Source organism: Nocardioides sp., assembly GCF_044226765.1.
Taxonomy (GTDB): domain Bacteria; phylum Actinomycetota; class Actinomycetes; order Propionibacteriales; family Nocardioidaceae; genus Nocardioides.
The window spans coordinates 169,961-193,245 of record NZ_JBGAGJ010000005.1 but is presented as its reverse complement, the minus strand read 5'-3'; the positions used below and the strand labels follow the sequence as shown (position 1 = coordinate 193,245).

Annotated in this window: 24 protein-coding genes; 6 read left to right on the top strand and 18 right to left on the bottom strand. The window is 72.4% G+C overall.

Translation table 11 applies throughout. The annotated features are described in order from the left end of the window. Positions 1-23 precede the first annotated feature (23 nt). Both ACILRH_RS13025 and moeZ read right to left on the bottom strand, forming a co-directional pair. Positions 24-896, bottom strand: a complete 873-nt coding sequence (locus ACILRH_RS13025; RefSeq protein ID WP_395693914.1) for a hypothetical protein — start codon at positions 894-896, stop codon at positions 24-26. Positions 897-1,045: 149 nt separating this feature from the next. Next, complete coding sequence (moeZ, locus tag ACILRH_RS13020; protein ID WP_395693912.1) at positions 1,046-2,245, bottom strand: adenylyltransferase/sulfurtransferase MoeZ; 1,200 nt, start codon at positions 2,243-2,245, stop codon at positions 1,046-1,048. 182 nt (positions 2,246-2,427) lie between these two features. Here moeZ and ACILRH_RS13015 point away from each other — a divergent pair, with 182 nt between their 5' ends. Both ACILRH_RS13015 and ACILRH_RS13010 read left to right on the top strand, forming a co-directional pair. Continuing rightward, positions 2,428-3,027 (top strand): TetR/AcrR family transcriptional regulator, encoded by a 600-nt coding sequence (locus ACILRH_RS13015; RefSeq protein ID WP_395694126.1) that lies wholly within the window; start codon positions 2,428-2,430, stop codon positions 3,025-3,027. A 40-nt stretch (positions 3,028-3,067) separates the two neighbouring features. Next, on the top strand, positions 3,068-3,289 hold the full coding sequence (locus ACILRH_RS13010) for a DUF3107 domain-containing protein (protein WP_395693910.1): 222 nt from the start codon (positions 3,068-3,070) through the stop codon (positions 3,287-3,289). A gap of 104 nt (positions 3,290-3,393) precedes the next feature. Here the strand turns inward: ACILRH_RS13010 and ACILRH_RS13005 are convergent, their stop codons facing one another. Further along, positions 3,394-4,083, bottom strand: a complete 690-nt coding sequence (locus ACILRH_RS13005) for a ferritin-like fold-containing protein (RefSeq protein ID WP_395693909.1) — start codon at positions 4,081-4,083, stop codon at positions 3,394-3,396. Positions 4,084-4,265: 182 nt separating this feature from the next. Between ACILRH_RS13005 and ACILRH_RS13000 the strand changes: the two genes are divergently transcribed. Beyond that, positions 4,266-5,672: a DEAD/DEAH box helicase gene (locus tag ACILRH_RS13000; RefSeq protein WP_395693907.1), complete on the top strand. Its 1,407-nt coding sequence runs from the start codon at positions 4,266-4,268 to the stop codon at positions 5,670-5,672. 190 nt (positions 5,673-5,862) lie between these two features. Here ACILRH_RS13000 and ACILRH_RS12995 read toward each other — a convergent pair whose 3' ends face one another. After that, the gene (locus tag ACILRH_RS12995; protein ID WP_395693905.1) at positions 5,863-6,555 is read right to left on the bottom strand and encodes a L,D-transpeptidase; all 693 of its coding nucleotides are present in this window, start codon (positions 6,553-6,555) and stop codon (positions 5,863-5,865) included. Further along, positions 6,552-7,376: a ParA family protein gene (locus ACILRH_RS12990; protein ID WP_395693903.1), complete on the bottom strand. Its 825-nt coding sequence runs from the start codon at positions 7,374-7,376 to the stop codon at positions 6,552-6,554. Before ACILRH_RS12990 ends, ACILRH_RS12995 begins: the two co-directional genes overlap by 4 nt. A gap of 59 nt (positions 7,377-7,435) precedes the next feature. On the opposite strand from ACILRH_RS12990, the gene ACILRH_RS12985 reads away from it, so the two are divergent. Beyond that, positions 7,436-8,203 (top strand): SDR family NAD(P)-dependent oxidoreductase, encoded by a 768-nt coding sequence (locus ACILRH_RS12985; protein ID WP_395693901.1) that lies wholly within the window; start codon positions 7,436-7,438, stop codon positions 8,201-8,203. Between the two features lie 3 nt (positions 8,204-8,206). Here the strand turns inward: ACILRH_RS12985 and ACILRH_RS12980 are convergent, their stop codons facing one another. The 6 genes from ACILRH_RS12980 to ACILRH_RS12955 all read right to left on the bottom strand — a co-directional run bounded on the left by ACILRH_RS12980 (position 8,207) and on the right by ACILRH_RS12955 (position 13,573). Further along, complete coding sequence (locus ACILRH_RS12980; RefSeq protein ID WP_395693900.1) at positions 8,207-9,085, bottom strand: PHP domain-containing protein; 879 nt, start codon at positions 9,083-9,085, stop codon at positions 8,207-8,209. 31 nt (positions 9,086-9,116) lie between these two features. Continuing rightward, positions 9,117-9,737 (bottom strand): DUF6758 family protein, encoded by a 621-nt coding sequence (locus ACILRH_RS12975; protein WP_395693898.1) that lies wholly within the window; start codon positions 9,735-9,737, stop codon positions 9,117-9,119. Between the two features lie 71 nt (positions 9,738-9,808). Then, positions 9,809-10,444, bottom strand: a complete 636-nt coding sequence (locus ACILRH_RS12970) for a hypothetical protein (RefSeq protein ID WP_395693897.1) — start codon at positions 10,442-10,444, stop codon at positions 9,809-9,811. Positions 10,445-10,482: 38 nt separating this feature from the next. Then, the gene (locus tag ACILRH_RS12965) at positions 10,483-11,016 is read right to left on the bottom strand and encodes a DUF1697 domain-containing protein (protein ID WP_395693895.1); all 534 of its coding nucleotides are present in this window, start codon (positions 11,014-11,016) and stop codon (positions 10,483-10,485) included. Continuing rightward, positions 11,013-11,579, bottom strand: coding sequence for a histidine phosphatase family protein (locus ACILRH_RS12960; RefSeq protein WP_395693893.1), 567 nt, complete (start codon positions 11,577-11,579; stop codon positions 11,013-11,015). Before ACILRH_RS12960 ends, ACILRH_RS12965 begins: the two co-directional genes overlap by 4 nt. A gap of 20 nt (positions 11,580-11,599) precedes the next feature. Continuing rightward, complete coding sequence (locus ACILRH_RS12955) at positions 11,600-13,573, bottom strand: CASTOR/POLLUX-related putative ion channel (RefSeq protein WP_395693891.1); 1,974 nt, start codon at positions 13,571-13,573, stop codon at positions 11,600-11,602. Positions 13,574-13,686: 113 nt separating this feature from the next. On the opposite strand from ACILRH_RS12955, the gene ACILRH_RS12950 reads away from it, so the two are divergent. After that, the gene (locus ACILRH_RS12950) at positions 13,687-14,868 is read left to right on the top strand and encodes an MFS transporter (protein ID WP_395693889.1); all 1,182 of its coding nucleotides are present in this window, start codon (positions 13,687-13,689) and stop codon (positions 14,866-14,868) included. Here the strand turns inward: ACILRH_RS12950 and ACILRH_RS12945 are convergent. The 7 genes from ACILRH_RS12945 to ACILRH_RS12915 form a co-directional block, all read right to left on the bottom strand. Then, positions 14,840-16,318, bottom strand: coding sequence for a peptide MFS transporter (locus ACILRH_RS12945; protein ID WP_395693887.1), 1,479 nt, complete (start codon positions 16,316-16,318; stop codon positions 14,840-14,842). The genes ACILRH_RS12950 and ACILRH_RS12945 overlap by 29 nt on opposite strands. Before the next feature lie 259 nt (positions 16,319-16,577). After that, positions 16,578-17,108 (bottom strand): MaoC family dehydratase, encoded by a 531-nt coding sequence (locus tag ACILRH_RS12940; RefSeq protein ID WP_395693886.1) that lies wholly within the window; start codon positions 17,106-17,108, stop codon positions 16,578-16,580. Positions 17,109-17,185: 77 nt separating this feature from the next. Then, a complete protein-coding gene (locus ACILRH_RS12935) occupies positions 17,186-17,368 on the bottom strand; it encodes a DUF5302 domain-containing protein (protein WP_395693884.1) in 183 nt (60 codons plus the stop codon). Positions 17,369-17,422: 54 nt separating this feature from the next. After that, positions 17,423-18,295, bottom strand: a complete 873-nt coding sequence (locus ACILRH_RS12930; RefSeq protein WP_395693883.1) for a glycosyltransferase family 2 protein — start codon at positions 18,293-18,295, stop codon at positions 17,423-17,425. Beyond that, positions 18,292-19,395 carry a hypothetical protein gene (locus tag ACILRH_RS12925; RefSeq protein WP_395693881.1) on the bottom strand — a complete coding sequence of 368 codons (1,104 nt, stop codon included), beginning with the start codon at positions 19,393-19,395 and terminating at the stop codon, positions 18,292-18,294. Before ACILRH_RS12925 ends, ACILRH_RS12930 begins: the two co-directional genes overlap by 4 nt. A 62-nt stretch (positions 19,396-19,457) precedes the next feature. Beyond that, positions 19,458-20,489 (bottom strand): hypothetical protein, encoded by a 1,032-nt coding sequence (locus tag ACILRH_RS12920; RefSeq protein ID WP_395693879.1) that lies wholly within the window; start codon positions 20,487-20,489, stop codon positions 19,458-19,460. A 117-nt stretch (positions 20,490-20,606) separates the two neighbouring features. Then, positions 20,607-21,800: an acyl-CoA dehydrogenase family protein gene (locus ACILRH_RS12915; RefSeq protein WP_395693878.1), complete on the bottom strand. Its 1,194-nt coding sequence runs from the start codon at positions 21,798-21,800 to the stop codon at positions 20,607-20,609. Positions 21,801-22,128: 328 nt separating this feature from the next. Between ACILRH_RS12915 and ACILRH_RS12910 the strand changes: the two genes are divergently transcribed. Further along, the gene (locus ACILRH_RS12910) at positions 22,129-23,214 is read left to right on the top strand and encodes an endonuclease/exonuclease/phosphatase family protein (protein ID WP_395693877.1); all 1,086 of its coding nucleotides are present in this window, start codon (positions 22,129-22,131) and stop codon (positions 23,212-23,214) included. Positions 23,215-23,285: the final 71 nt, after the last annotated feature.

The window sequence follows — 23,285 nt, the reverse complement described above, 5'->3', positions numbered from 1 at the left end:
GTGACGTGGATCAGGGACGTGGATCAGAGCAGCGGCGAGAAGGGCTCGGTCCCGTGGACCAGCTGCAGCCCCGACATCCCGTGCGCGTTGGCGTAGGCCAGTTCGTGGGCGAGGTCGCCGATGTTGTTGGAGGCGGGCAGGGGTGCGAGGCCGAGGGTGGACAGGACGCCGATGGCGGTGCCGTCGGCGGAGAGGAACCCGGAGCCGGAGTCGCCGGGGATGCCGGGGGTGACGGTGTAGAGCGGGTGGGACCAGCCACCGTCGGCGGCCTGGTCGCCCAGGCTGATGCCGGTGTGGGGGGACAGCGGGGCGAGGCCGGCGCGCAGGCTGGAGTTGCCGTAGGTGTAGACCCGGTCGCCGGCGGCGGTGCCGTCGGTGTCGATGCCGGTGGGTCCGCCCCAGAACGGGACGGACGGGTTGACCTTGCCCACGTCGGCCGCGGCCACCTTCACCAGCGCCAGGTCGTTGTAGGCACACGTGTTCGGGTCGGTCTCACCGGCCTTGCGCATGGCGTCCCACGACGAGTAGGCCAGGGTGCCCGAGCCCACCTGGGTGCCCTCGCTGACCAGGCTGCCGCCCTCGGTGAAGGCCACCGGGGTGCCGAGCGGCAGCGACTGGGTCTGGCAGCCGTCGGTGTCGGTCGAGGAGCCGGTGCCGGCGCAGTGGGCGGCGTACCCGACGTAGACCGTGCCGGCGCTGTCGGTGAACACGAAGTTCGCGGTGCACTGGGCGCCCGCGGTGTACATCATCGTGCCGGGGTGGATCTTCGCCGACGCGGCCGGCGCCCACGACGTCGCGGCGCCCGCCGTCGGCGCCACCGCCAGCCACAGGGCCGTGAGCGCGGTGAGCACCACGGCGACGACGAGAGCGGACCGCTGGGAGTGGGTGAGCCTCATGCGGCGCTCAACGAGGACCTCCGCGCTCGGGTTACGCCGGCGCCCCGAATCTCGATACGCGCCGTCGCGGCCTCGTCCCTCGGCCGCGGGCGCTAGTCGATCTGGCACCGGGGTCCCAGCCGGAGCAAGCTCCGGCTGGGCGGTGCTCATCAGTAGCTGGGCTGCGACGGGTCGATCTGGTTGACCCAGGCCACCACGCCGCCACCGACGTGCACGGCGTCGGCGTAGCCGGCGCCCTTGACGATCGCCAGCGTCTCGGCCGACCGGACGCCGGACTTGCAGTGCATCACGATCTGCTTGTCCGACGGGAGCTTCTCGAGGGCGGAGCCGTTGAGGAAGTCACCCTTGGGGATCAGCACCGAGCCCGGGATCTTGTTGATCTCGTACTCGTTGGGCTCGCGCACGTCGATCAGCACGAAGTCGCGGGTGCCCTCGTCGCGCTCCTTGAGCATGTGCTCGAGCTGGACCACCGAGATGGTCGACCCGGCGGCGGCCTCGGCCGCCTCCTCGGACACCGCGCCGCAGAAGGACTCGTAGTCGATCAGACCGGTGACCGTGGGGTTCTCGCCGCACAGGGCGCAGCTGGGGTCCTTGCGCACCTTGAGCTTGCGCCACTCGAGCTCGAGTGCGTCGTAGATGACCAGCTTGCCGATCGCCGGGTCGCCGATGCCGGTGAGCAGCTTGATCGCCTCGTTGACCTGGATCGAGCCGATCGCGGCGCAGAGCACGCCGAGCACGCCGCCCTCGGCGCAGCTGGGGACCATGCCGGGCGGCGGGGGCTCGGGGTAGAGGCAGCGGTAGCAGGGGGCGTCGTCGGCGAGCGTCGGCGCGAACACCGACGCCTGGCCGTCGAAGCGGTAGATCGAGCCCCAGACGTAGGGGATGCCGAGGAAGTACGCCGCGTCGTTGACCATGTAGCGGGTCGCGAAGTTGTCGGTGCCGTCGACGATCAGGTCGTAGCCGGTGAAGACGTCCATCACGTTGTCGTTGTCGAGGCGCTGCTCGTGCACCACGACCTCGACGTACGGGTTGGTCTCGGCGATCGACTCCTTGGCCGACTGCGCCTTGGACTTCCCGATGTCGGACTGGCCGTGGATCACCTGGCGCTGCAGGTTGGACTCGTCGACCTCGTCGAACTCGGCGATGCCGATGGTGCCCACGCCCGCCGCCGCCAGGTAGAGCAGCGCCGGGCTCCCGAGCCCGCCCGCGCCGATGACCAGCACCTTGGCGTTCTTCAGCCGCTTCTGCCCGCTCATCCCGACGTCGGGGATGATCAGGTGCCGGCTGTAGCGGCGGACCTCGTCGATGGTCAGCTCGTCCGCGGGCTCCACGAGCGCGGGAAAGGACACGGCGTACTCCTTGGTGGGTCGGTTCGCCTCACCGAACAACGTCCGGTCCTGCCATGTTCCCCGGCACCCCGGCGCGAGACGCGCGCGTCCCGTCATCCGGACGCGCCGGTCACCCTTGTAGTGTTCGCCGGGTGACGGCTGAGCAGTACGACGCGACCGCGGCCCGCCCGCGGGGTGCGCGCATGCCGCGGCGCGAGCGCCGGGCCCAGCTGATGGAGTCCGCCCTGGAGGTGTTCGTCGCGCAGGGCTACCACGCGGCCGCCATGGACGACATCGCCGAACGCGCGGGTGTCTCGAAGCCGGTGCTCTACCAGCACTTCCCCGGCAAGCTCGACCTCTACCTCGCGCTGCTGGACCAGTCCTGCGACACGATCATCGCCAACACCCGCGCCGCGCTGGAGTCCACGCACGACAACAAGCAGCGCGTGGGCGCCACCATGGACGTCTTCTTCGAGTACGTCGCGGGCGACACCGGCGCGTTCCGGCTGGTCTTCGAGTCCGACCTGACCAACGAGCCGGCCGTGCGGGCCCAGGTCGACCGGGTCACCACCGAGTGCGCGGCGATGATCGCGCACGTCATCCACGACGACACCGGTCTGCCCGACGACGCCTCGCGGCTGCTCGCGGTCTCCCTGGTGGGAATGGCCCAGGTCAGCGCCCGGTTCTGGCTCTCGGACTCGAGCACGATCAGCAAGTCCGACGCGGCCTCGTTGGTCGCCGGCCTGGCCTGGCGGGGCATCCGCGGCTACCCCCGGGCCGACGAGCGCGCCGACGAGCGCTGACCAGCACCCCCGACCGAGAAGGACCCAGAAGGAGGACCTCGTGGAGGTCAAGATCGGCGTCCAGAACGCCGCCCGCGAGCTGCACATCGAGACCGACGAGACGGCCGAGGCCATCGGCAAGGCGGTCGCGGACGCACTGGCGGCCGGCGGCGTGCTGACGCTGAAGGACGTCAAGGGCCGGACCCTGGTGGTCCCCACCGACAAGCTCGCCTACGTCGAGATCGGCCACGGCACGGTCGGCCAGGTCGGCTTCCGGTCATAGCGGAGACGCGTCAGCGGATCCGCTGATGGTGGTCGAGCGAGGCGCGCGACCGAGGAACGAGGTCGCGACCGCCGTGTCGAGACCCGGTGAGGCGGACGACGGCCTCAGCTGCTGAGGCCGAGCTCGCTCATCCGCTCGGCGTGCCGCTCGGTGAGCCGGGTGAACATCCGCCCGATGGCGGCGAGGTCCAGGCCGGGACGGTCGATGCCGCCGGCCAGCAGCGCCGTGAGCGCGTCGCGCTCGGCGGCGACGTGCTGGGCCTGGGTCAGCGCCTCCCCCATCAGCCGCCGCGCCCAGAGCGCCAACCGGCCGCCGAGCCGCGGGTCGGCGGCGATCGCCTTGCGCACGCGGTCGACGACGAACGCCGAGTGGCCGGAGTCCTCCAGGGACGCCACGACGAGATCGCGCGTGTCCGTGTCCAGGTAGGCCGCGATCTCGCGGTAGAAGTCGTTGGCGAGCCCGTCGCCGACGTACGCCTTGATCAGGCCCTCGTACCAGTCCGCCGGCGCCGTGTGCTCGTGGAACCGGTCGATCGGACCCTGGAACGGCGCCATCGCGCCGAACGGCTCGGCCCCCAGCGCGGCCAGCCGCTCGGTCAGCGGCGCGACGTGGGCGAACTCCGCGCTCGCCATCGCGGCGATCGCCACCTTGTCCTCGAGCGAGGGAGCCAGCTTGCCGTCCTCCACCAGCCGCTCGAAGGCGGAGATCTCGCCGTAGGCGATGACACCCAGCAGGTCGACGACCGCCTCCCGGTACTGCGGGTCCTCGAACGCGACGGGCGTGGATGCGGTCACGATCGAACCCTACCGATAGACTGACCGTGATCACCGCAGGTGATCGAGGCCGCCGCAGCACCCTGGCGGCCCGTATGTGCGCGGCAGACGATCCACGAGTCCGCCGCTCCCGAACCTCAATCGGTAGACGCCGGCTGACTCACGAAAGCGACAAGACCCTGACCACCTTCCGAGAGCTCGGGGTGCTCCCCGAGATCTGCGACGCCCTCGAGCGCGCCAACATCGTCACCCCGTTCGCCATCCAGGAGATGACCCTCTCCGTCGCCCTCCTGGGCACCGACCTGATCGGCCAGGCCCGCACCGGCACCGGCAAGACCCTGGCGTTCGGCATCCCGGTCCTCCAGCGCAGCGTCGCTCCCAAGGACCCCGACTACGCCGACCTCCCGCAGGGCAAGCCCCAGGCGCTGATCGTCGCCCCGACCCGCGAGCTCGCGCTCCAGGTCTCCAGCGACCTCGCGCTGGCCGGCGCCGACCGCGGCCTCCGCGTCCTGACCGTGTACGGCGGCGTGGGCTACGAGCCGCAGATCGAGGCCCTCCAGGAGGGCGTCGACATCGTGGTCGGCACCCCGGGCCGCCTCATCGACCTGTGCAACCGCCGGATCCTCGACATCAGCCACGTGCACGCGCTCGTGCTCGACGAGGCCGACGAGATGCTCGACCTCGGCTTCCTTCCCGACGTCGAGAAGATCCTGCGGATGACCCCGGAGACGCGGCAGACGATGCTGTTCTCCGCCACGATGCCGGCCGCGATCGTGTCGCTGGCCCGCATGCACATGCGCCACCCGATGAACATCCGCGCGGAGTCGTCGTACGAGAACGCGACGGTGCCGGCGACGGCGCAGTTCATCTACCAGGTGCACGACCTCGACAAGCCCGAGATCATCGGGCGGGTGCTCCAGGCCGAGGACGCCGGCAAGATCATCGTCTTCACCCGCACCAAGCGGCAGGCGCAGCGGGTCGCCGACGACCTGTCCGAGCGCGGCTTCAGCGCGTCGCCCCTGCACGGGGACATGGCGCAGGTCGCCCGCGAGAAAGCGCTGACCAGGTTCCGCGAGGACAAGCTGCGGGTGCTCGTCGCCACCGACGTCGCCGCGCGCGGCATCGACGTCGCCGGCGTCTCCCACGTCATCAACTACAGCTGCCCCGAGGACGACAAGACCTACGTGCACCGCATCGGCCGCACCGGCCGGGCCGGGGCGTCGGGCATCGCGATCACCTTCGTGGACTGGCAGGACCTGCACCGCTGGAAGATGATCAACAAGGCGCTCGACCTGCCCTTCGACGAGCCGCAGGAGACGTACTCGACCTCCGAGCACCTCTACCACGACCAGGGCATCGCCCCGGGCACGAAGGGCCGCATCGTCGACCCGAAGCCGGTCGAGCGGGCGCCGCGCGAGGAGCGGGCTCCTCGCGAGCGCTCCCAGCGCAACCGCAACCGGACCCGCACCCGGGGCGGCGAGTCCGTCGCCCGCGAGGACGGCGCCGCCAGCAGCGCCCCCGCCGGCGAGCGGACCGGCGCCAGCCGCAACCGCCGCCGGCGCCGCCGCTCCTCGGGCGGCACCACGCCGGCCACCCCGGCCGCGGAGTAGTCCCGGCCCCGGCCGTCGGCCCCCGGACTCCGGTTCGCGGCGGTCGCGGTGCGGTGCGGTTTCACCACGGGATGCAGGCGAACCTGCACCTCCCACGGCGGGCTCGCCCCGGGAGGTGCAGGTTCGCCCACAGACCGTGATGAACCTGCGACACCCGGGGCACCCGCGACAGCGACCGCCAACCCGGCGCTCAGGCGGTGACGACGACCGTCGTGCCGATCGGGGCGAAGTCCCAGAGGGCGAGGGCGTCGGACTCCTTCTGCCGGATGCACCCGTGCGACTGCGGGGTGCCGAGCTGGGCGACCGTCTGCACCGGCTTGCCGTCGGCGACCGGGATGTCGTGGAAGCCGATGGCGGCGTTCTCACCCTGGGTGAAGCGGACGAACCACTTCATGGTCCCGGAGTCGTTGATGCCGTAGGCCTGCTCCGAGCGCGAGTAGACCGAGTACGTGCCCGGGTCCAGGTTGTCGTAGACGCTGCCGGACACCAGGTAGGTGCGCTGGACGTCGCCCTTGGCGGAGACCAGCCACACGCGCTGCTCGCCCTGGCTGAAGACGACCCTCTTGCCCTCGCCCGATCCCGCGGGCAGCGGCGGCTCCTGACTCGGCAGCTGGGAGGACTCGAGGGCGGTCGCGCTCGCGCCCTGGCCCGAGGACGTCGGCGGGGTCGGTGTGGCGCTGGCGGCCGGGGACTCTGCCGGCAGGGCGTCGGAGGAGCCGCCCAGAGCGGCCGGTGCGGCCGCGGCCGGGTCGGGGTCGCTGCCAGTGGCCGTCGGGAGCAGGCCCGCGCCACCGAGCACGGCGACCACCGTGACGGCGAGGGCAGCGAGGAGCGCCGCGAACCGCCCGTACCTCGGGCGGACCTCTGCGCGGTGCTTGCTCACGCCTCGGCCTTCCTCGGCGCCTTCTTCTGCTTCGGCTTCTTCTGCCGGGGCCGCTGCGAGCGGGTGACCAGGTTCTCGGCCACCTCGCGGTAGGCCCGCGCGCCCTTGCTGCTGCGGCTGGTCGCCAGGATGGAGCGACCAGCGGCCGGCGCCTCGGCGAACTTGATCGTCTTGGGGATCGGGGGCCCGATCACCTCGAGGTCATAGGTGTCGGAGATCGTCTCCAGCACGGTCCGGGAGTGGGTGGTCCGACCGTCGTACAGCGTCGGCAGCACCCCCCAGACCTCGAGGCGCCGGTTGGTGAAGCGCCGCACGTCGTGCACGGTGTCCAGGAGCTGTCCGACGCCGCGGTGGGACAGCGTCTCGCACTGCAGCGGCACCAGGACGCCGTCGGCGGCGGTCAGGGCCGCGACGGTGAGCACGCCCAGCGACGGCGGGCAGTCGAGGAGCACCCAGTCGTAGTCGAGCTCGTCCTCCTCCAGCGCCTCGATCATCGACCGGAGCACGTGCTCGCGGCCCGTGCGGGTCAGCAGCTCCGCCTCCGCCCGGGCGAGCTCGATCGTCGCCGGCACCAGGTCGACGCCGTCCTCGGTCTCGATGAGCACCTCGGCGGGGTCGAGGCCCTTGGTGAGCACGTGGTGCACCGAGAGCTCGAGGTCCTCGGGGTCGATGCCGAGGGAGAAGGTCAGGCACGCCTGGGGGTCGAGGTCGACCAGCAGCACCGAGTGCCCGAGCTCGGCGAGCGCGGCGCCGACCGAGGCGACGGTGGTCGTCTTGGCGACGCCGCCCTTCTGGTTCGCGATCGCGAGCGTGATGGTCATCGACCCCATCATGCCCGACCGGGGTCCGCGGATCGTGGAGCACCTGCTTGACTTGCCGCATGTCCAGCCGCAGCACTGCGCTCGTCACGGGGCCGACCGCCGGGATCGGTCGCTCCTTCGCCCACCAGCTGGCCCAGCAGGGCCATGACCTGGTGCTCGTCGCCCGCGACCGGGCTCGGCTGGAGGCCGAGGCCGCACAGCTGCGGTCGACGTACGGCGTCGACGTCGAGGTCCTGGTGGCCGACCTGACCGACCGCGCCGAGCTGGCCGCGGTCGAGGCCCGGCTGGCCGACGCCGACCGCCCGGTGGACCTGCTGGTCAACAACGCCGGGTTCGGCCTGAAGGGGCGCTTCCTGACCAACGACGTCGACGCCGAGCAGGCGATGCTCGACGTGCTGGTCACCGCCGTCATGCGGCTCAGCCACGCGGCGCTCGGCGCGATGGCGGAGCGCGGCAGCGGCGGCATCATCAACGTCTCCAGCGTCGCGGCCTTCCTGCCGCGCGGCACGTACTCCGCCGCCAAGGCCTACGTGAACAGCTTCTCGGAGTGGGCGGCCCGCGAGTACGGCCCGCAGGGCGTCACGGTCACCTGCCTGTGCCCCGGCTTCACCAAGACCGAGTTCCACGAGCGGATGCAGGTCAGCCGCGGGTCGGCGCCGGACTTCATGTGGCTGGACGCCGACGACCTGGTCGCCGCCGCCCTCAAGGACCACGCCAAGGGACGGATCTTCTCCATCCCGGGAGCGCAGTACAAGGCGATCACCCGGGCGGCGCGGGTCGTGCCGAACGGCCTGCTGCAGCGGTTCCAGGCGATGGGGCGGAAGTAGCCGTCAGCGGTTGACGACGTCGGGGGTGACGCGGCCCGACGCCGCCGCTGCCGCGTCCGCCGCCTCGAGCAGCCGCGCGAGCTCGTCGGGCTCGGTCGTGTTGCACCCCAGGTCGTGGTCGAGCTTCCCGTCGCCGTGGTAGTCGCTCGCGCCCGTGGTCACCAGCCCGAGGTTGCGCGCGATCGCGCGCAGCTCCGCGCGGGCCCGCTGGTCGTGGTCCTGGTGGTCGACCTCGATCCCGGTCAGGCCGATCTCCTGCAGGTGGGCCAGGGTCTCCTCGTCGGGACGGCCCATCCCGCCCCGGCCCCACGGGTGCGCCACGACGGACGCTCCCCCGGCCTCGGAGACCCACCGCACCATGTCCTCCAGCGGGGTGGCGTAGCGGTCGACGTGGGCCGGGCGTCCCCACCCGAGGTAGCGGTCGAACGCGGCGGTCCGGTCCGGCACCACCCCCAGGGTGACCAGGGCGTCGGCGACGTGCGGCCGACCGGAGGCGGCGGTGCCGTGCGAGGCGCGACGTACGTCGTCCTCCGTGATCGCGATGCCGAGGTCGTTGAGCCGGCCGACGATCGTCGGCACCCGGGCCTCCCGTCCGCCGCGGACCCGGGCGAGCTCTGCGGCCAGCTCGGGATGGCTCGGGTCGGCCAGGAAGGCCAGCAGGTGCACCCCCCGGCCCCGGTGCCGCGTGCTGACCTCCATCCCCGGCACCAGCGTGAGGCCGGTCTCGGACGCCGCCTGGGCCGCCTCGTCCCAGCCGTCGGCCGTGTCGTGGTCGGTGATCGCCAGGACGTCGAGGCCGGCGTCCACGGCCGCCCGCACCAGCTCCGACGGCGAGTCGGTGCCGTCGCTCGCCCGCGAGTGCGTGTGGAGGTCGATGCGCACCGCTGCAGCCTAGGCCACCGGCCGGAGCGGCTCACCAGCCCGGGCGCGGACCTCCGAAGGGCATCTCCAGGAGCTGCGGGCCGACGGCGGACACGTCACGCAGGATCCACTCGTCCTGGAGCAGCAGGAGCGCCGACGCCGGCCGCAGCACGATCCACAGCCAGCGCCCGCCCGCCTCGCCGGCGACCACCGATCGGTCGAACTCCCCGTCCGCAGCGCTGGTCGAGACGTCCCAGAGGTTGACCGACTGGCTGCCGATCCGCACCCGGGCGGTCGGCGGCCGTCCGGCGATCTCGGTGCCCGGGTCGTCGTACCGCGTGCCCGCGCAGCGCGCGCCCAGGCCGGTCCCCGCCTCCTCGGCGACCACCACCACGTCGACGGGACCGTCGAGCTCGCTGGTGCCCGAGGTGCAGGTGAGCGTCGCGGTGGCGTGCTCCACGCCGTCCCCGACCAGCGCGAAGTCCGTGACGCTCCAGCCGGGGCTCATCGGCCACGGGAGGTAGGTCGGGAAGTGTCGCGAGGCCAGCAGGTGCTCGGCGAACGCGTCGTAGGTCGCCTCCTCCTCCGTCCGCCACAGCGGGTGCCGCCCGTCGTGCTCGGGGCAGGGCACCACCGGTGCCGAGCACCGCACGCAGCCGGCCACGAGGGACATGGCCCTTACGCTCCAGACCCACGCGGTGCGCGTCAAGGGCCGTCCGTCCTCGCGGCCCTGCCGGGCCGCGGTCAGCCGGCCGGCGGCGCCATCGGCTGGTGCACGACCACGTCGTACGCCGGACCGCTGACCGTCGTTGAGCAGGCACCTGCTGTCGCGGGCAGGTCCGCGGCGGCCTGGGCGCCCGCGCCGCCCACCCACAGCGACATGACCACCAGCTCCGGCAGCTCGCGGCCGCGCAGCGCCAGCGTGCCGGTGCACTCCGCTGCGGACGCCATGGCCTCGGCCGACCGCGTCAGCTGGGCCGGGGCGACGTCCTCGACGGGGCAGCGGTCCTCGCGCAGCACGAGGCCGCCGACCTCGCTCATCTGCGACTCCTGGGCGAGGGCCCCACGGAAGTCCGCGCCCAGCACGTCCCAGGTCCACGGCCCCTCGAACTCCGAGGACGACAGACCCCGCATCGCGTGGGAGGCGGACGCGCCGAAGTGCCGGCTCCCGAGCTCCGCCTGGGCGGACTCCCAGTAGTTGAGCCCCACCAGCACCCGGTGCGCCCGGTCGACCAGGACCAGCACGCCGAGGTAGCCGGGGAACGGCTTCAGCCGCGGCACGACCTCTGCGCAGAAGGCGTCGGCGACCGCCGGGTCGTGCAGGTCACCACCCGTGAGCCGCCACATCCGGGCGACCGGACCCGGACCGTGCTCGACCATCAGCACCGACCCCCTCGCACCCGTCGGCGGGTCCCACGCTACTCCCCGGGCGCCGCGGCGATGCGCTGCAAGGTCCCCCAGCCGCGGGTCGTCGCGGGCCGGCCGGTCGCCTGTTCCACCAACCGGTTGACGTGTGGCCGGGCCCCGCCAAGGACCGGGCGGGCGGCCAGCACCTCGCGGTCGAGGAGGTCGACGAGCACGGTGCGACGAGGGTCGCCCAGCCCGGAGCCCGTCACCGGTGGCGCGTCGTGGCGCAGGAACGCGACCTCGGTCGCCCACGCCGAGCCCGGGTAGCCCGCGAACCGATCGACGGCCACGAGGTCGAGCAGCCACCCGACCGAGCGGACCGCGACCATCTCCCGTCGGCCGAGGACGGCCCCGACCGCGTCCTCGAGCCGCTCCGCCACGCCGTCGAGCTCGTCGTCGGGGGCGTCGAAGGTGACGTTGCCCGTGGTCAGGTACGACCGGGGGCCCACGCCCCCGGCCGACCGGACGGCGTCCAGCAGGACGTCGCGGGAGAGCCCCTCGCGGCCCAGCATCACGTTGCGGACCAGGCCGACCCAGCGCGTCACGAGTTCCACTGCAGGACGACGGGCGCCTCGTGCTCCCATCCGAGCGTCGAGAGCGTCGCGGTGTCCAGCCGCAGGTGCTGACCGAGGGAGACCGGCTGCCGCAGCCAGCGCGCCGCGAGCGCGCGCAGGGCGTGGCCGTGCCCGAAGACCAGCGTCGGCCCGTCGGCGCCCTGGGCGCGGGCGACCACCCGGTCCAGCCGCTCGGTCACGGCCGGAGCGGTCTCGCCGCCCGGGACCGGTTGGTTCCAGACCGTCCACCCGGGCACCCGGGCGCGGATCTCCTTGGTCGTGACGCCCTCGTAGTCGCCGTAGTCCCACTCGACCAGGTCCTCGTCGACCTCGGCGCCGGGGAAGCCGGCCAGTGCCGCCGTACGGCGCGCCCGTTCGCGCGGACTGGTCAGCACCAGGTCGAAGTCGACCGGGGCGAGCCGCGGCGCGAGGGACCGTGCGACCTCCTCCCCCTCCGGGAGCAGCGGGAGGTCGGTCGTCGACGTGTGCCGCCCGGACTCACTCCACTCGGTGGCGCCGTGCCGGACCAGCCAGGGCTCGTTCACGCAGCCCATCAGACCACAGTGGCAAACGATCAGCTCTCCGCGAGCACGACCACCCGGTCGCCGGGCAGCACCCGGAAGGTCTCCGCCTTGGCCGGGTTGACGCGGACGCCGAACGACGCCTCGCCCTCCGCCAGCGCAGCGCTCTTGTAGCCGATCGCGGTCTCGCCGCGGCGTGCCGCACCGGCGACGATGGTCGCGTAGGTCACCTCGGCGCCGGCCCGGACGTACCACTCGGCGGGCCGCAGGTAGATCTCGCTTCCCTCGTCCCCCAGGAGCTGGTCGAAGACCAGCTCCAGGCGCGGGTCCTCGGAGAGCTGGGTGACCAGGAGGCTGACGATCTCGCCGCTGACCACCACGTCGTCGACGTGGGCGACCTGCGCGAGGACCCGGTTGCGGTCGTCGAGCATCTCGCTGACGACGGGCGTCGCGGCATCGGCGCCCCCGAGGATGTCGCGCACGTGCAGCAGGGTCACGAGCGTGCGGGCGTCGGCGGCCTGCGGCTCGAGGTGGTCGGAGTAGCAGAGCACCAGCACCTGGTCGAGGTCCGGCAGGACGTGCTGCTCGAGGGTGCGCCGGTCCGTGGTCTGTCCCGCGACGACCGTCACCGCCAGGTTCTCCAGCGCCGGCACGTCACGGACCTCGAACGACGTCAGCACCGTCAGGGCCGAGCCGGGCGGTGCGTAGTGGTCGAGCTCGCGCAGCACGATCGGCGCTCGCTCGTTCCAGCCGACCAGCAGCGCGCGCGTCGGGTGCTCGTCCTCGCCCGCCCCGCTCCCGAGGAGCCCGAGGTCCGGCCGCACGGTGGCATCGGGCTCGGAGGTGAGGGCCGAGTCGTCCTCCGCGACGACGATGAGGACGGCGCCCTCGACCGGCGTGTCCGCCGCCGGGTTCAGCGCGGGGACGCCGTCGGCGATCACGCCGATGACGGAAGCCTCCTCGAAGGCCAGCTGCGCCTCGGCGTACGTCGCCGCCCCGAGGGCGTGGTCCTCGAGGAAGTAGATCTCGTCGCCGCCGTAGTCGAACAGCTCGGTGTAGACGGCGGCCGCGCCGGACTGGCGCGAGGTCTGCACGACCAGCTTCGCGACGGTCTCGCGGATGTCGAGGAGGACGGTCCGGTCGGCGCCGACCAACCGGGCGGCCTCGAGGTTGCTGGGGTTGCGGATCTCCGCGACGATCCGGGGACCCTCGGGCCCGGAGTGGGTCAGGGCGAGCAGCGTCTTGATGACCTCGCTGTCGGGGTCCTCGGAGTCCTCGGGTGCCAGCAGGATCACCGACCGGGCCGTGAGGTGACTGCTCAGTCGCAGGTCGTCGATGTCCATCGGCGAGCCGGAGCGGCACACGACCCGGGTGCCCCGGAAGTCACCGACCTTCGCGCGGAGGTCCTCCTCCATCTCGACCTTGTCGCGGTCGGCGAGGACGACGATGACCGGCCGGCGCCTGCTCTCGTTCGCGATGCTGAGCTCGCGGACGATCGTGAAGATGGAGTCCGACCAGCCCAGGATCACAGTGTGGTCCCGCTCGAGCACGATGGACCGGCCGCGGCGCAGGTCCGCGAGCCGGGTGTCGATGCCGGCGGCGATGACGCCGATGAGCGCGCTCACGATGAACAGACCCGCGATGGTCAGCGCCAGCATGGTCAGCTTGAAGGCCCAGCTGCCCTGGTCGCCCCCGATGGTGCCGGGATCGAGCGCGTGCAGCAGGTTGCCGAACATCGAGGACCCGAAGTCCCCCTGCTGGTCGCGGCTGAGACGGAACACGCTGACGACCAGTGAGAAGAGCAGGATCAGCAGCAGGGTCACCACGGACAGCCAGGCGATCAGGGCCGGCGTGCCACGGGACATGCTGTTGTCGAAGCGGTAGCGCAGCCGGTCGCGCAGCCCCGGCTCGTGGCCGGTCGACCGGGGTGCGGGTCCCCCGGCCGACGAGCTCGAGGGCGTGGACGGAGACGCCTGGCCCATCGCCTTCGCGGTCCGCTGCCGCATCTGCTGACCCGTGCGTGCCACGGCTCCACCTCCCGACGTCGATGCTCGGGGCATCGTCGCGCACCAGCTCGCCGGCAGCACCGGTTTTGCCGCAACGCGGTGGTCGGCGCCCCGGGCGTGCCACGATGCCGCCCATGGACCTGCGCCGGGCACGTGCCGCGACCGCCACCGCGTTCCTGGTGCAGGCACTCGTGCTGCTCAGCCTCACCACCCGGCTCCCCGACTTCCAGGACAAGTGGGGGCTCACCGACGTCCAGCTCTCGCTGCTCCTGCTGATGATGATCCTGCTCGCCGGCGTCGGGTCGGTGGCCGCCGAGGTGCTCGCCAAGCGTCTCAACAGCGCGATCCTGCTGCGCACCGGCCTGGTCGTGATCGCCGTCGGCGTGCCGATCCTCTGCACCGCCCCCGCGACGCCGTTCTTCGTCGGCGGGCTGGCCGTCTACGGCTTCGGCCTCGGCATGGTCGACGCCTGCTCGAACATGCAGGCCGTCGCGCTCGAGCACCGCTACGAGCGGCCGATCCTGCCGTCGTTCTACGGCGCGTGGACCTTCGGCGGCATCATCGGCGCCGCGCTCACCCTGGTCACCTCCGGGCTCCCGCTGGCCGCCGGCGCCGCCCTCGGCGTCCTGCCGCTGGTCGTCGCGCTCGGGCCGTTCCTGCCTCGCGACCACGGCCCGACCGAGCTCGAGACCTCGGCCGCCGTGCCGTGGCGCCCGATCGTGCTCGTCGGCGTCGCGATGGTGCTCTTCTACATGATCGACACCGGTGTGCAGACCTGGGGACCGCTGTTCCTCGACCACACCTTCGACACCCCGCAGCGGTACGTCGCCCTCGCGGCGCTCTGCTACCTGCTCGCGAGCGGGACGATGCGCCTGGCCGGCGACCGGCTGGTCGCCCGGTTCGGCCCGGTGCCCGTGCTGCGGATCGGCGCCCTGGTCGGCGCCGGCGCCCTGGCGGTCGTCGTGTTCTCGCCGACCTGGCAGGTCGCGGTCCTGGGCTTCGCGATCCTCGGCGCCGGGGTCGCGGTGGTCGCCCCGCTCAGCTTCTCGGCTGCGGCGAGGATCGCCGGCGGTGAGGGCTTCACCCCCGCCGTGCGACAGGCGCGGGTGGACGCCGTGATCGGCCGGTTCAACCAGTTCAACTACATCGGCGCGCTGCTCGGGTCGGTGATGACCGGGCTGGTCGGCCAGGACTCGCTCCGCGTCGGCTTCGCGGTCCCGATGGTGCTGGTGCTGGGCATCATCCCGCTCGCGCCGGCCTTCGCGCCGCGGCTGTTGCCCGTCCGGGTCAGTGCACCCCGGCCATCAGCCTCCTGATCGGCCTCGTCGCGAGCAGGACCACGACGCCGGTCGCGACGGCCGCGAGACCCAGCCACAGGAAGTACGCCGTCTCGTCGGTCCAGTCGTAGGAGCCGGCCAGCTTGCCCGACATGGCGGTGCCGAGCGCGATCGACAGGAAGTAGAGGGCCACCATCTGGGTGGCGAACTGTCGCGGCGCGAGCTTCGTCGACAGCGAGAGGCCCACCGGCGAGATGAACAGCTCGGCGATCGTGAAGACCAGGAGGATGCCGGCCAGCGCCAGCAGCGGGGCGGTGTTCTCTCCGCCGGGCACCAGGAGGAACAGCAGGAAGGCCGCCCCCATCAGCACCGTGCCGATGCCGAACTTCACCGGGGTCGACGGCTGCCTCGGGCCCAGCCGGGTCCACACGGCCGCGAAGACCGGCGCCAGCGCAATGATGAAGACCGGGTTGATCGACTGCACCCACGAGACCGGCATCTCCCAGCCGAACAGGTCGCGGTCCAGCCGCTTGTCGGAGTAGATCGTCACGACCGTGAACTGCTGCTGGTAGAGCGACCAGAACACCACGTTGGTCACGAACAGCGGCACGAAGGACCACACCCGGCTGCGTTCCACCGAGCTGATCCTGCGGTTGGCCAGCATCACGGCGAAGTAGGCGACCGCGGCGACGACGGTGACCCAGATGACGGTGTCGGAGAGGTTGTCGGCGGCGACGACACCGGACACGAGCAGCACCACGAGCAGGCCGAGCGCGACGACCGCCGCTCCGGCGTACCGCAGGCGCTCGGTCGCCGCGAGCGGGTGCGGCGCGGCCCGCGTCGCATCGGGCAGCCGGCGGCGGCCGATGGAGTACTGCAGCAGCCCGGCGGCCATGCCGACGGCGGCGAGCGCGAACCCGGCGTGGAAGCCCCAGTCCTCCTGCAGGAGGCCGGTGAGCAGCGGTCCGGCGAAGGCGCCGATGTTGATGCCCATGTAGAACAGCGAGAAGCCGCCGTCGCGGCGCTCGTCGTCCTCGGCGTAGAGCGAGCCGACCAGCGAGCTGGCGTTCGCCTTCACTCCCCCGCTGCCCAGCGCGATGAGGACCAGGCCGACCGTGACGCCGGCCAGGCCGGGGATGGCGGAGAGCGCGATGTGCCCGCTCATCACCACGACCGCCGCGTAGAAGAGGGTCCGCTCCGGGCCGAGCACCCGGTCGGCCAGCCAGGCGCCGACGATGGTCGCGAGGTAGACGCCGCCGCCGTACGCCCCGACGATCTGGGTCGCCGTGGCCTCGGAGATGCCCAGGCCGCGCTCGGCGGCGCCGTAGTAGAGGTAGATCAGCAGGATGCCCTGCATCCCGTAGAAGCTGAACCGCTCCCACATCTCCACGCCGAAGAGGTTGGCGAGGGGTCGGGGGTGCCCGAAGAAGGCGCGGTCGTCGGCCTCGGCGACCGGCGGCCGCCGTACGTCGTCGGTGGTGGTGCTCACCCGGGGACCCTGCCCGGGGCCGCGCGGGGTGAAACGGAGACCTACGGCACCGTCCCGCGGGCCCGCCGTGGTTGCGCGGATTGGTCACAAACCGCACGTATTCGGGCCGAGAACGTGCGGTTGGTGACCAAACGTCGACCTACTGGCCGCCGCCTGCTCGTCTTCGGGCCGGTTTCGAGACGCGTCGGTCAGTGCGTCGCTGCGCTCCGCCCTGACCCGACGCTCCTCAACCCGCGGCGCTGACGCGGACTTCGCGAGCTCAGTCCGCGGCGCCTTGCCAGTTCTTGTCCGGCTGGGGGACGGGGCGGCCCGGCTGCTCGCCGCCACGGGCCTCGAGGTAGTTCTGCTTGGGCACCATCACCTTGCGGCGGAAGATGCACACGACCTTGCCGTCCTGGTTGTAGCCGATCGTCTCCACGTGCACGACGCCGCGGTCGTCCTTGCTGGTGGACTCCCACTTGTCCAGCACGGTCGTCTCGCCGTAGAGGGTGTCGCCGTGGAACGTCGGCGCGACGTGGCGCAGCGACTCGATCTCCAGGTTGGCGATCGCCTTGCCGGAGATGTCCGGCACGCTCATGCCGAGCAGGATCGAGTAGACGTAGTTGCCGACCACGACGTTCTTGCCGAACTGGGTGGTCTCCTCGGCGTAGTGCGCGTCGAGGTGCAACGGGTGGTGGTTCATCGTGAGCAGGCAGAACAGGTGGTCGTCGTACTCGGTCACCGTCTTGCCGGGCCAGTGCTGGTAGGTCGCGCCGACCTCGAACTCCTCGTAGCTGCGTCCGAACTGCATGGGCACACTCTGCCCGCCGGAGCACCCCGAGCGCACCGTGGCTTATCCCACAGGGCGCTCTCCCTGCGGGCGGTCGGTCACGACCCGCCGCCCCCGGCCTTGCGCCGGTGCGTCCTCGGGCCACCGCCCGCGACCTCGGACCCGTGCGCCTTCTCCCGCACCGGGCCGTCCTGGTGCACGCCCTTCTCCTGGGTGTTCTTCCGATCCAGGGCCTCGCGCATCTTCGCCTTCAGGTCGTCGTTGTCCCTCGAGTCGGTCATGCCTCACCATGGCACGCGAGCAGCGCCGGGGGCCAGGGACTTCCGGGGTCCCTCTCACACCAGCGCGTGGAAGCGCTCCGGGAGGCGCAGCAGCGGCGCCTCGACCATGGTCCGCAGCTGCCGGCGACCGGTCGCCGTCCACTCGTCGCCGAACCGGCGGACGAGGGCGGCCGGGTCCACGGCCTGCGGGTCGAGCTCCGGCACGTCCTCGCCTCCGGTCAGGAAGGAGCGCAGCTGCGCCGCCATCTCGTCCCCGGTCCGGGCCCATGCGCTCGCCTCGGAGAGACCGGCCTCGCGCCGCACCGCGTGTCGCATGTCGGCGGTCCGGCGCAGCAGGTCGAGGTCGGCGAACTTCAGGTGCACCATCAGCAGACCGCGGTCGGGGACGAAGGGGGCCCGGATCCCGTGGGACGCCCGGACCCAGGGCTCGTCGATCCGCTTGAGGGCGGGCTTGGAGAGCTTGCCGACGAGCTTCACGAACCGCCGCTGCCCGAGCACCGGACGCTCGGCCACGAGCGGACCCTCGAGGTCGAGGTGGTGCACGACGTTGACCCCGAGTCCCGCAGCCACGTCGAGCTCCGGGCGCCGCACCACGAAGTCGAGCAGGCCGTCGTAGCGAGCCGGATCGGCGAGCAGGAGCTCGTCGGCGTCGGCGAGGAGCACGGCGTCGTGGTCGACCAGGAGCTCGGACGCCAGCCGGTTCACCAGCCGCATGCGGTCCTTCTCGAACCGACCCGGCGCGAAGCCGTCGTGCCGGAGCACCCGGCACGGCAGGTGGTCGGTCGACCCGTCGGTCGACCGGTCGTCCACGACCAGCAGGTGGTCGAGACCGAGCTCGGCACCGTAGTAGCCGACCCACCGCGGCAGCATCGCCGCCTCGTCGCGTACGACGGTGAGCGCGGCGACCCGGGGCCGCCGGACGGTCACGGACGGGTCCGGTCGGCCTGCCGCACGCTCGCCCGCACCAGGTCCGCGAGGGCCCGGACGGCTCCGTCCGCGTCGTCGGGATCGCCCCACCGGGGCAGGTCCGCGCCGACGGGCCGGTCGGCGAGGACCTCGCGGAGCCCGTCGAACCCGAACCGGGCCGCAGCCACCAGGTCCTCCTCCGACGTGGCGGAGGGGTCCACACCGCGGGCGGCGACCGGTGCCAGGTCGTGCCAGTCCCCTTCCAGCCGCACCCCGGTGGCGCCGAGGCGGGTCACCAGCTCCCCCGCGGTGCCGACCACCCACGGCTCCACCTCGAGACCGATCGGCTGCTCCTGATCCCGGCGCGCGCTGAGGACCTGCTTGGCGAGGAGGGCCTTGCGCACGGCTCGGGCGTCGGAGTCGCCCAGCCCGAGGTCGGACAGGCGGGCGTTGACGCGCTGCAGCAGCTGCGCGGACGCCGCTCCCAGCGACGTGTTCTGCGACGCGGGAGCGGCCAGGCCCGACGGGTCGAACCCGACCGCCCTCCCGAAACGGTCGAGCAGGGTGCTCCGCGGCGCCCCGGGTGCCGGCAGTGTCACGACCGTCACGCGGTCGACCCCGACCACGGACGACCAGCGGTCGACGATGCGGCAGGCGTGCTGCTGGCGCCAGAACGTCCGTCCCGGCTCGCTGACGACACGAGGCGGGTCCGGGTGCCACGGACGCGCGTCGCGGGCGCCGGCGCGGTAGTCCGGCCAGGACCAGGACCGCCCGTTCTGGACGACCTCCTGCCACAGCGACGGGATGGTCCGGTTCAGGTCCCGCAGGGTCACCACGACGTCGACGGGGAGGTCGCCGAAGCTCGCGACCGCGGCCTCGACCCGGTGCGGGAGGAACGGCCCGAGGTACTCCATGGAGATCACCGAGGTCCCGTCCCACGCCCGGGCCTGCTCGACCAGGCGCAGCCAGCGGTCGTCGGGCGCCTCGGGACGATCGATCAGCGCCTGCACCCCGTGCGCCTGCTCGTTCCAGCGCCGCCCGAGCGGGAGCACCCCCTGTTCGACCAGCGCTGCGCGCTGGCCGAACAGGAAGGACTGGATGCTGGTCGTCCCCGACTTCATGGTCCCGACGTGCAGCACGACGCGCCGGGCCGGTCGCGCCCTTGGCCCCACTGCCGCTCGCGTCACGCCTCGTCGCCCCGTGCCTTCGCCCGGGCGACCTCCTCCGCCTGCCGGCGGAGCACCTCGGCCAGCGCCGCGACCGCCACGTCGAGGACCTCGTCGGTCGCCAGGTCCGCCGGCGACACCCCCGGGACGTCGACCGGGACCAGGTCGTCGAGCGAGCCGACCACCCGCACCCCGGTCTCCGCGAGGTTGCGCCGCATGCTCGCAGCCCGCTTCTCGAGCCAGGGCTCGACCGGGCACCCCAGCGCCGGCTCCTCGCCACGACGCGTGGCCAGCAGCCGCTTCGCGAAGTCGAACTTCACCGTCTTGGAGTACGCCGGCCAGGGCAGCCCGGCACCCTCGAGCCGGACGTTGACCCGGCGCAGCACCTCCGCCGAGACCACCCCCAGCGACTCGTTGGCCGGCTGCACCGGCGGGCACAGCGCGGGGTCGAGCCCGGCGGCCAGGCAGAACCTGTCCCACAGGGTCTCCGCAGGCGCTCCCGGCGGGGGGACGGTGACCACGGTGACGTTCCCCAGCCCCACCGCGTCCGCCCAGTTGCGCACGACGCGGGCGGCCCGCTGCTCGCGCCAGAACCGGGCACCGGGGCCGACGTCGTCCCGCACGGCCGCGACGTAGTCCGGCCACGGCGTGGTGGCACCGTTCTTCGCGGTCTCCTGCCACATCGCCGGGAGGACCCGGTTGAGGTCGCGGGCCGTGACGACGACCTGGACCGGCATCGGTGCCAGCGACGAGACCACCGCCGCGATCTTCGGCGGGGCCGCGGGTCCGAGGAACTCCATCGAGACCACCGCGTCTCCGGGCCAGGCGTGGAGCCGCCGGACCAGGTCGTCCCAGGCGCCGGGTGCGTCGTCGGGGCGAGGCCGACGTCCGATGTCCAGCACGTCCACGACCCCGTCGACCTGGCGGCGCCACCCCGGGAACCAGATGCCCTGGTCCTTCAGGAAGCGTCGCCGGGAACCGAGACGCTCCTGCAGGTAGCTGGTGCCGGTCTTGAGCAGCCCGACGTGGAGCACCACGCGTTCAGCCATCGCGGCCCGTCCCGCTGCACGTCGTCACGGGCCCCAGTCTCCGCCACGAAGGGGTCGTCCGGGAGAACGCGCCGGGACCGGACGACGAACAGCGCAGGATCGTCCTGCGGTCCCGGGTCACCTGGCGGCGTACTCCTTGAGGAGGGCTCGCCCGATGATCATCTTCTGGATGTCGCTGGTGCCCTCGCCGATGAGCATGAAGGCGGCCTCGCGGTAGAGCCGCTCGATCTCGTACTCCTTGGAGTAGCCGTAGCCGCCGTGGATGCGGAAGGAGTCCTGCACGACCTCGTTGCAGTACTCCGCGGCCAGCATCTTGGCCATCCCGGCCTCGACGTCGTTGCGCTCGCCCTTGTCCTTGATCCGAGCGGCCTTGACCATCATCGCGTGGGCGGCCTCGATCTTGGTGGCCATCTCGGCCAGGCGGAACATGATCGCCTGGTGCTGGGCGATCGGCTTGCCGAACGTCTCGCGCTGCTGGGCGTAGTCGATGGCGAGCTCGAAGGAGCGCAGCGCGATCCCGCAGGCACGGGCGGCCACGTTGACGCGGCCGACCTCGACGCCGTCCATCATCTGGTAGAAGCCCTTGCCGGTCTGGCCGCCGAGGACCTGGTCGGCCGAGACCCGGTGGCCCTCGAAGACCGCCTCGGTGGTGTCGACGCCCTTGTAGCCCATCTTGTCGATCTTGCCGGGGATGGTCAGGCCGGGAGCGACCTCGCCGAAGCCGGTCGGCTTCTCCACCAGCAGCGTCGTCATGTTGCGGTAGACCGAGTCGGCACCCTCGTCGGTCTTGACCAGGAGCGCGATCAGGGTCGAGGAGCCGCCGTTGGTCAGCCACATCTTCTGGCCGTCGATCACGTAGTCGTCCCCGTCGCGGGTGGCCTTGCAGGTGATCGCGGACACGTCGGACCCCAGGCCCGGCTCGGACATCGAGAACGCCCCGCGCACCTCGCCGGCCGCCATCAGCGGCAGGTACTTGCGCTTCTGCTCCTCGGTGCCGTGCTGCATGATCATGTAGGCGACGATGAAGTGGGTGTTGATGACGCCCGAGACGCTCATCCAGCCGCGCGCGATCTCCTCCACGCACAGTGCGTAGGTCAGCAGCGACTCGCCCAGCCCGTCGTACTCCTCGGGGATCATCAGCCCGAAGACGCCGAGCTCCTTCAGCCCGTCGACGATCTCCTGGGGGTACTCGTCGGCGTGCTCGAGCTCCGTGGCGACCGGCAGGATCTTCTCGTCGACGAACGTCCGCACGGCCTTGAGGATCTCCCGCTGGTCCTCGGTCAGTCCGTCGGTCTGGGCTAGGCGGCTCATGCTCGGCTCCTCGGTGATCGGGCTTCCGGCGGCGAGGCTACCGCGCGCGTCGGGCGCCCACACCAGGTCCGGGTGAGCGACGAATCACACCGGACGGCGGTCTTCCACTATCGTGGCCGGGGCTGCGGGACGACCGAGCTGGAGGCAGGCAGTGCAAGGACGTGGTGGTGCGCGGAAGGCGCAGCGGCCGTCCCGCCTGCGCAGACGCGGGAATCCCCGCTCCTCCGGTCGCCGGCGAGCCTCTCGCCGCATCCGCCTGGTCGGTCCGGCCGGCGTGCTCGCGGCCCTCGTGACCCTGGCCGCTGTCGGGGTCGGGACCCTGCACCCTGTGTCATACGTCACGGCGGCGCTGGTCGACAGCCCGACCGTCGCCGACCCGAGCGCACCGCCGGACCCCGTGTCGTCGCCCGACCCGGCGGCGCCGGCCTCCGCCGGCAACGACGCTGCGGCAGCGGCGCCGGCTCCCGAGCCCGCTCCGGCCACCCGGACGCCGAGGTACCGCGTCCTGGAGTCGACGACCCTGCGCCCGACGCCCGAGGCCCAGCGGAAGGTCGTCGTGTCGCGGTACGCAGCGCGGGGCTTCAGCCGGGTCGACCCGACCGACCTCCAGGCCACGTCCGTGACCATCGCGAGCTTCAACGTCCTGGGCGCCAGCCACTCCGCGTCCCGTGGGGCGCGCAGCGGCGTGGCCCGGATGGCGTCCACGGTGGGCCTGCTGCGGGCCCACGGCGTCAGCGTCGTGGGGCTCCAGGAGTTCCAGGAGCCTCAGTACCGCGCCTTCGAGTCGATGGCCGGCGGTGAGTACGACGTGTGGCCCGGTGTCCTGCACGGCACCCACGTCGACGTGCAGAACTCGATCGCCTGGCGGTCCGCTGACTGGAGCCTCGTGGAGGCGCACACACTGTCGGTGCCGTACTTCTTCGGCCACCGCGTTCCGATGCCGGTCATCCTGCTCGAGAACCGCGACTCCGGCCGACGGGTCTGGTTCATGAACTTCCACAACCCGGCCGATGCGCACGGCAACGCCGCCGGCTACCGCGCCGCGGCCCGGGCGATCGAGGCCGCCGAGGCCAACCGGCTCAAGGCCGAGGCGCCCGTCGTCCTCACCGGAGACATGAACGACCGTTCCGAGTTCGCCTGCCCGTTCGCGGCGGCGACCGGGATGCACTCGGCCGACGGGGTGACCGACAACGGTCACTGCACGCTGCCGCAGCACACCAACGTGGACTGGATCTTCGGCACCCCCGACATCGAGTTCAGCTCCTTCGTCACCGACTTCAGCACCAAGGACCGTGGGGTCAGCGACCACCCGATGGTGCGCGCGACGCTCACCCTCCCCGCCGTCGCCGACCCGGCCGCGTGCGAGAAGGAGAAGGCCGCCGGCACGACCCTCTGGTTCTGCCCGCGCCGCTGAGGGACGGTCCGTCCGACGCCGCATCGGCAGCCCCCAGGGGCACCGGGAGCCGCTGCTACGCTCGCGCCGTG

Bases quoted from the DNA above. Each gene is read 5' to 3' on its own strand.
- ACILRH_RS13025 (WP_395693914.1), bottom strand. From the start codon at position 896: ATGAGGCTCACCCACTCCCAGCGGTCCGCTCTCGTCGTCGCCGTGGTG.
- ACILRH_RS12975 (WP_395693898.1), bottom strand. From the start codon at position 9,737: ATGTCCCTCGTGGCCGGCTGCGTGCGGTGCTCGGCACCGGTGGTGCCC.
- ACILRH_RS12935 (WP_395693884.1), bottom strand. From the start codon at position 17,368: ATGACCGACTCGAGGGACAACGACGACCTGAAGGCGAAGATGCGCGAG.
- ACILRH_RS13015 (WP_395694126.1), top strand. From the start codon at position 2,428: ATGCCGCGGCGCGAGCGCCGGGCCCAGCTGATGGAGTCCGCCCTGGAG.
- ACILRH_RS12985 (WP_395693901.1), top strand. From the start codon at position 7,436: ATGTCCAGCCGCAGCACTGCGCTCGTCACGGGGCCGACCGCCGGGATC.
- ACILRH_RS12920 (WP_395693879.1), bottom strand. From the start codon at position 20,489: ATGGCTGAACGCGTGGTGCTCCACGTCGGGCTGCTCAAGACCGGCACC.
- ACILRH_RS12915 (WP_395693878.1), bottom strand. From the start codon at position 21,800: ATGAGCCGCCTAGCCCAGACCGACGGACTGACCGAGGACCAGCGGGAG.
- ACILRH_RS12950 (WP_395693889.1), top strand. From the start codon at position 13,687: ATGGACCTGCGCCGGGCACGTGCCGCGACCGCCACCGCGTTCCTGGTG.
- ACILRH_RS12990 (WP_395693903.1), bottom strand. From the start codon at position 7,376: ATGACCATCACGCTCGCGATCGCGAACCAGAAGGGCGGCGTCGCCAAG.
- ACILRH_RS12940 (WP_395693886.1), bottom strand. From the start codon at position 17,108: ATGCAGTTCGGACGCAGCTACGAGGAGTTCGAGGTCGGCGCGACCTAC.
- ACILRH_RS12925 (WP_395693881.1), bottom strand. From the start codon at position 19,395: ATGAAGTCGGGGACGACCAGCATCCAGTCCTTCCTGTTCGGCCAGCGC.
- ACILRH_RS12960 (WP_395693893.1), bottom strand. From the start codon at position 11,579: ATGGGCTGCGTGAACGAGCCCTGGCTGGTCCGGCACGGCGCCACCGAG.
- ACILRH_RS12970 (WP_395693897.1), bottom strand. From the start codon at position 10,444: ATGGTCGAGCACGGTCCGGGTCCGGTCGCCCGGATGTGGCGGCTCACG.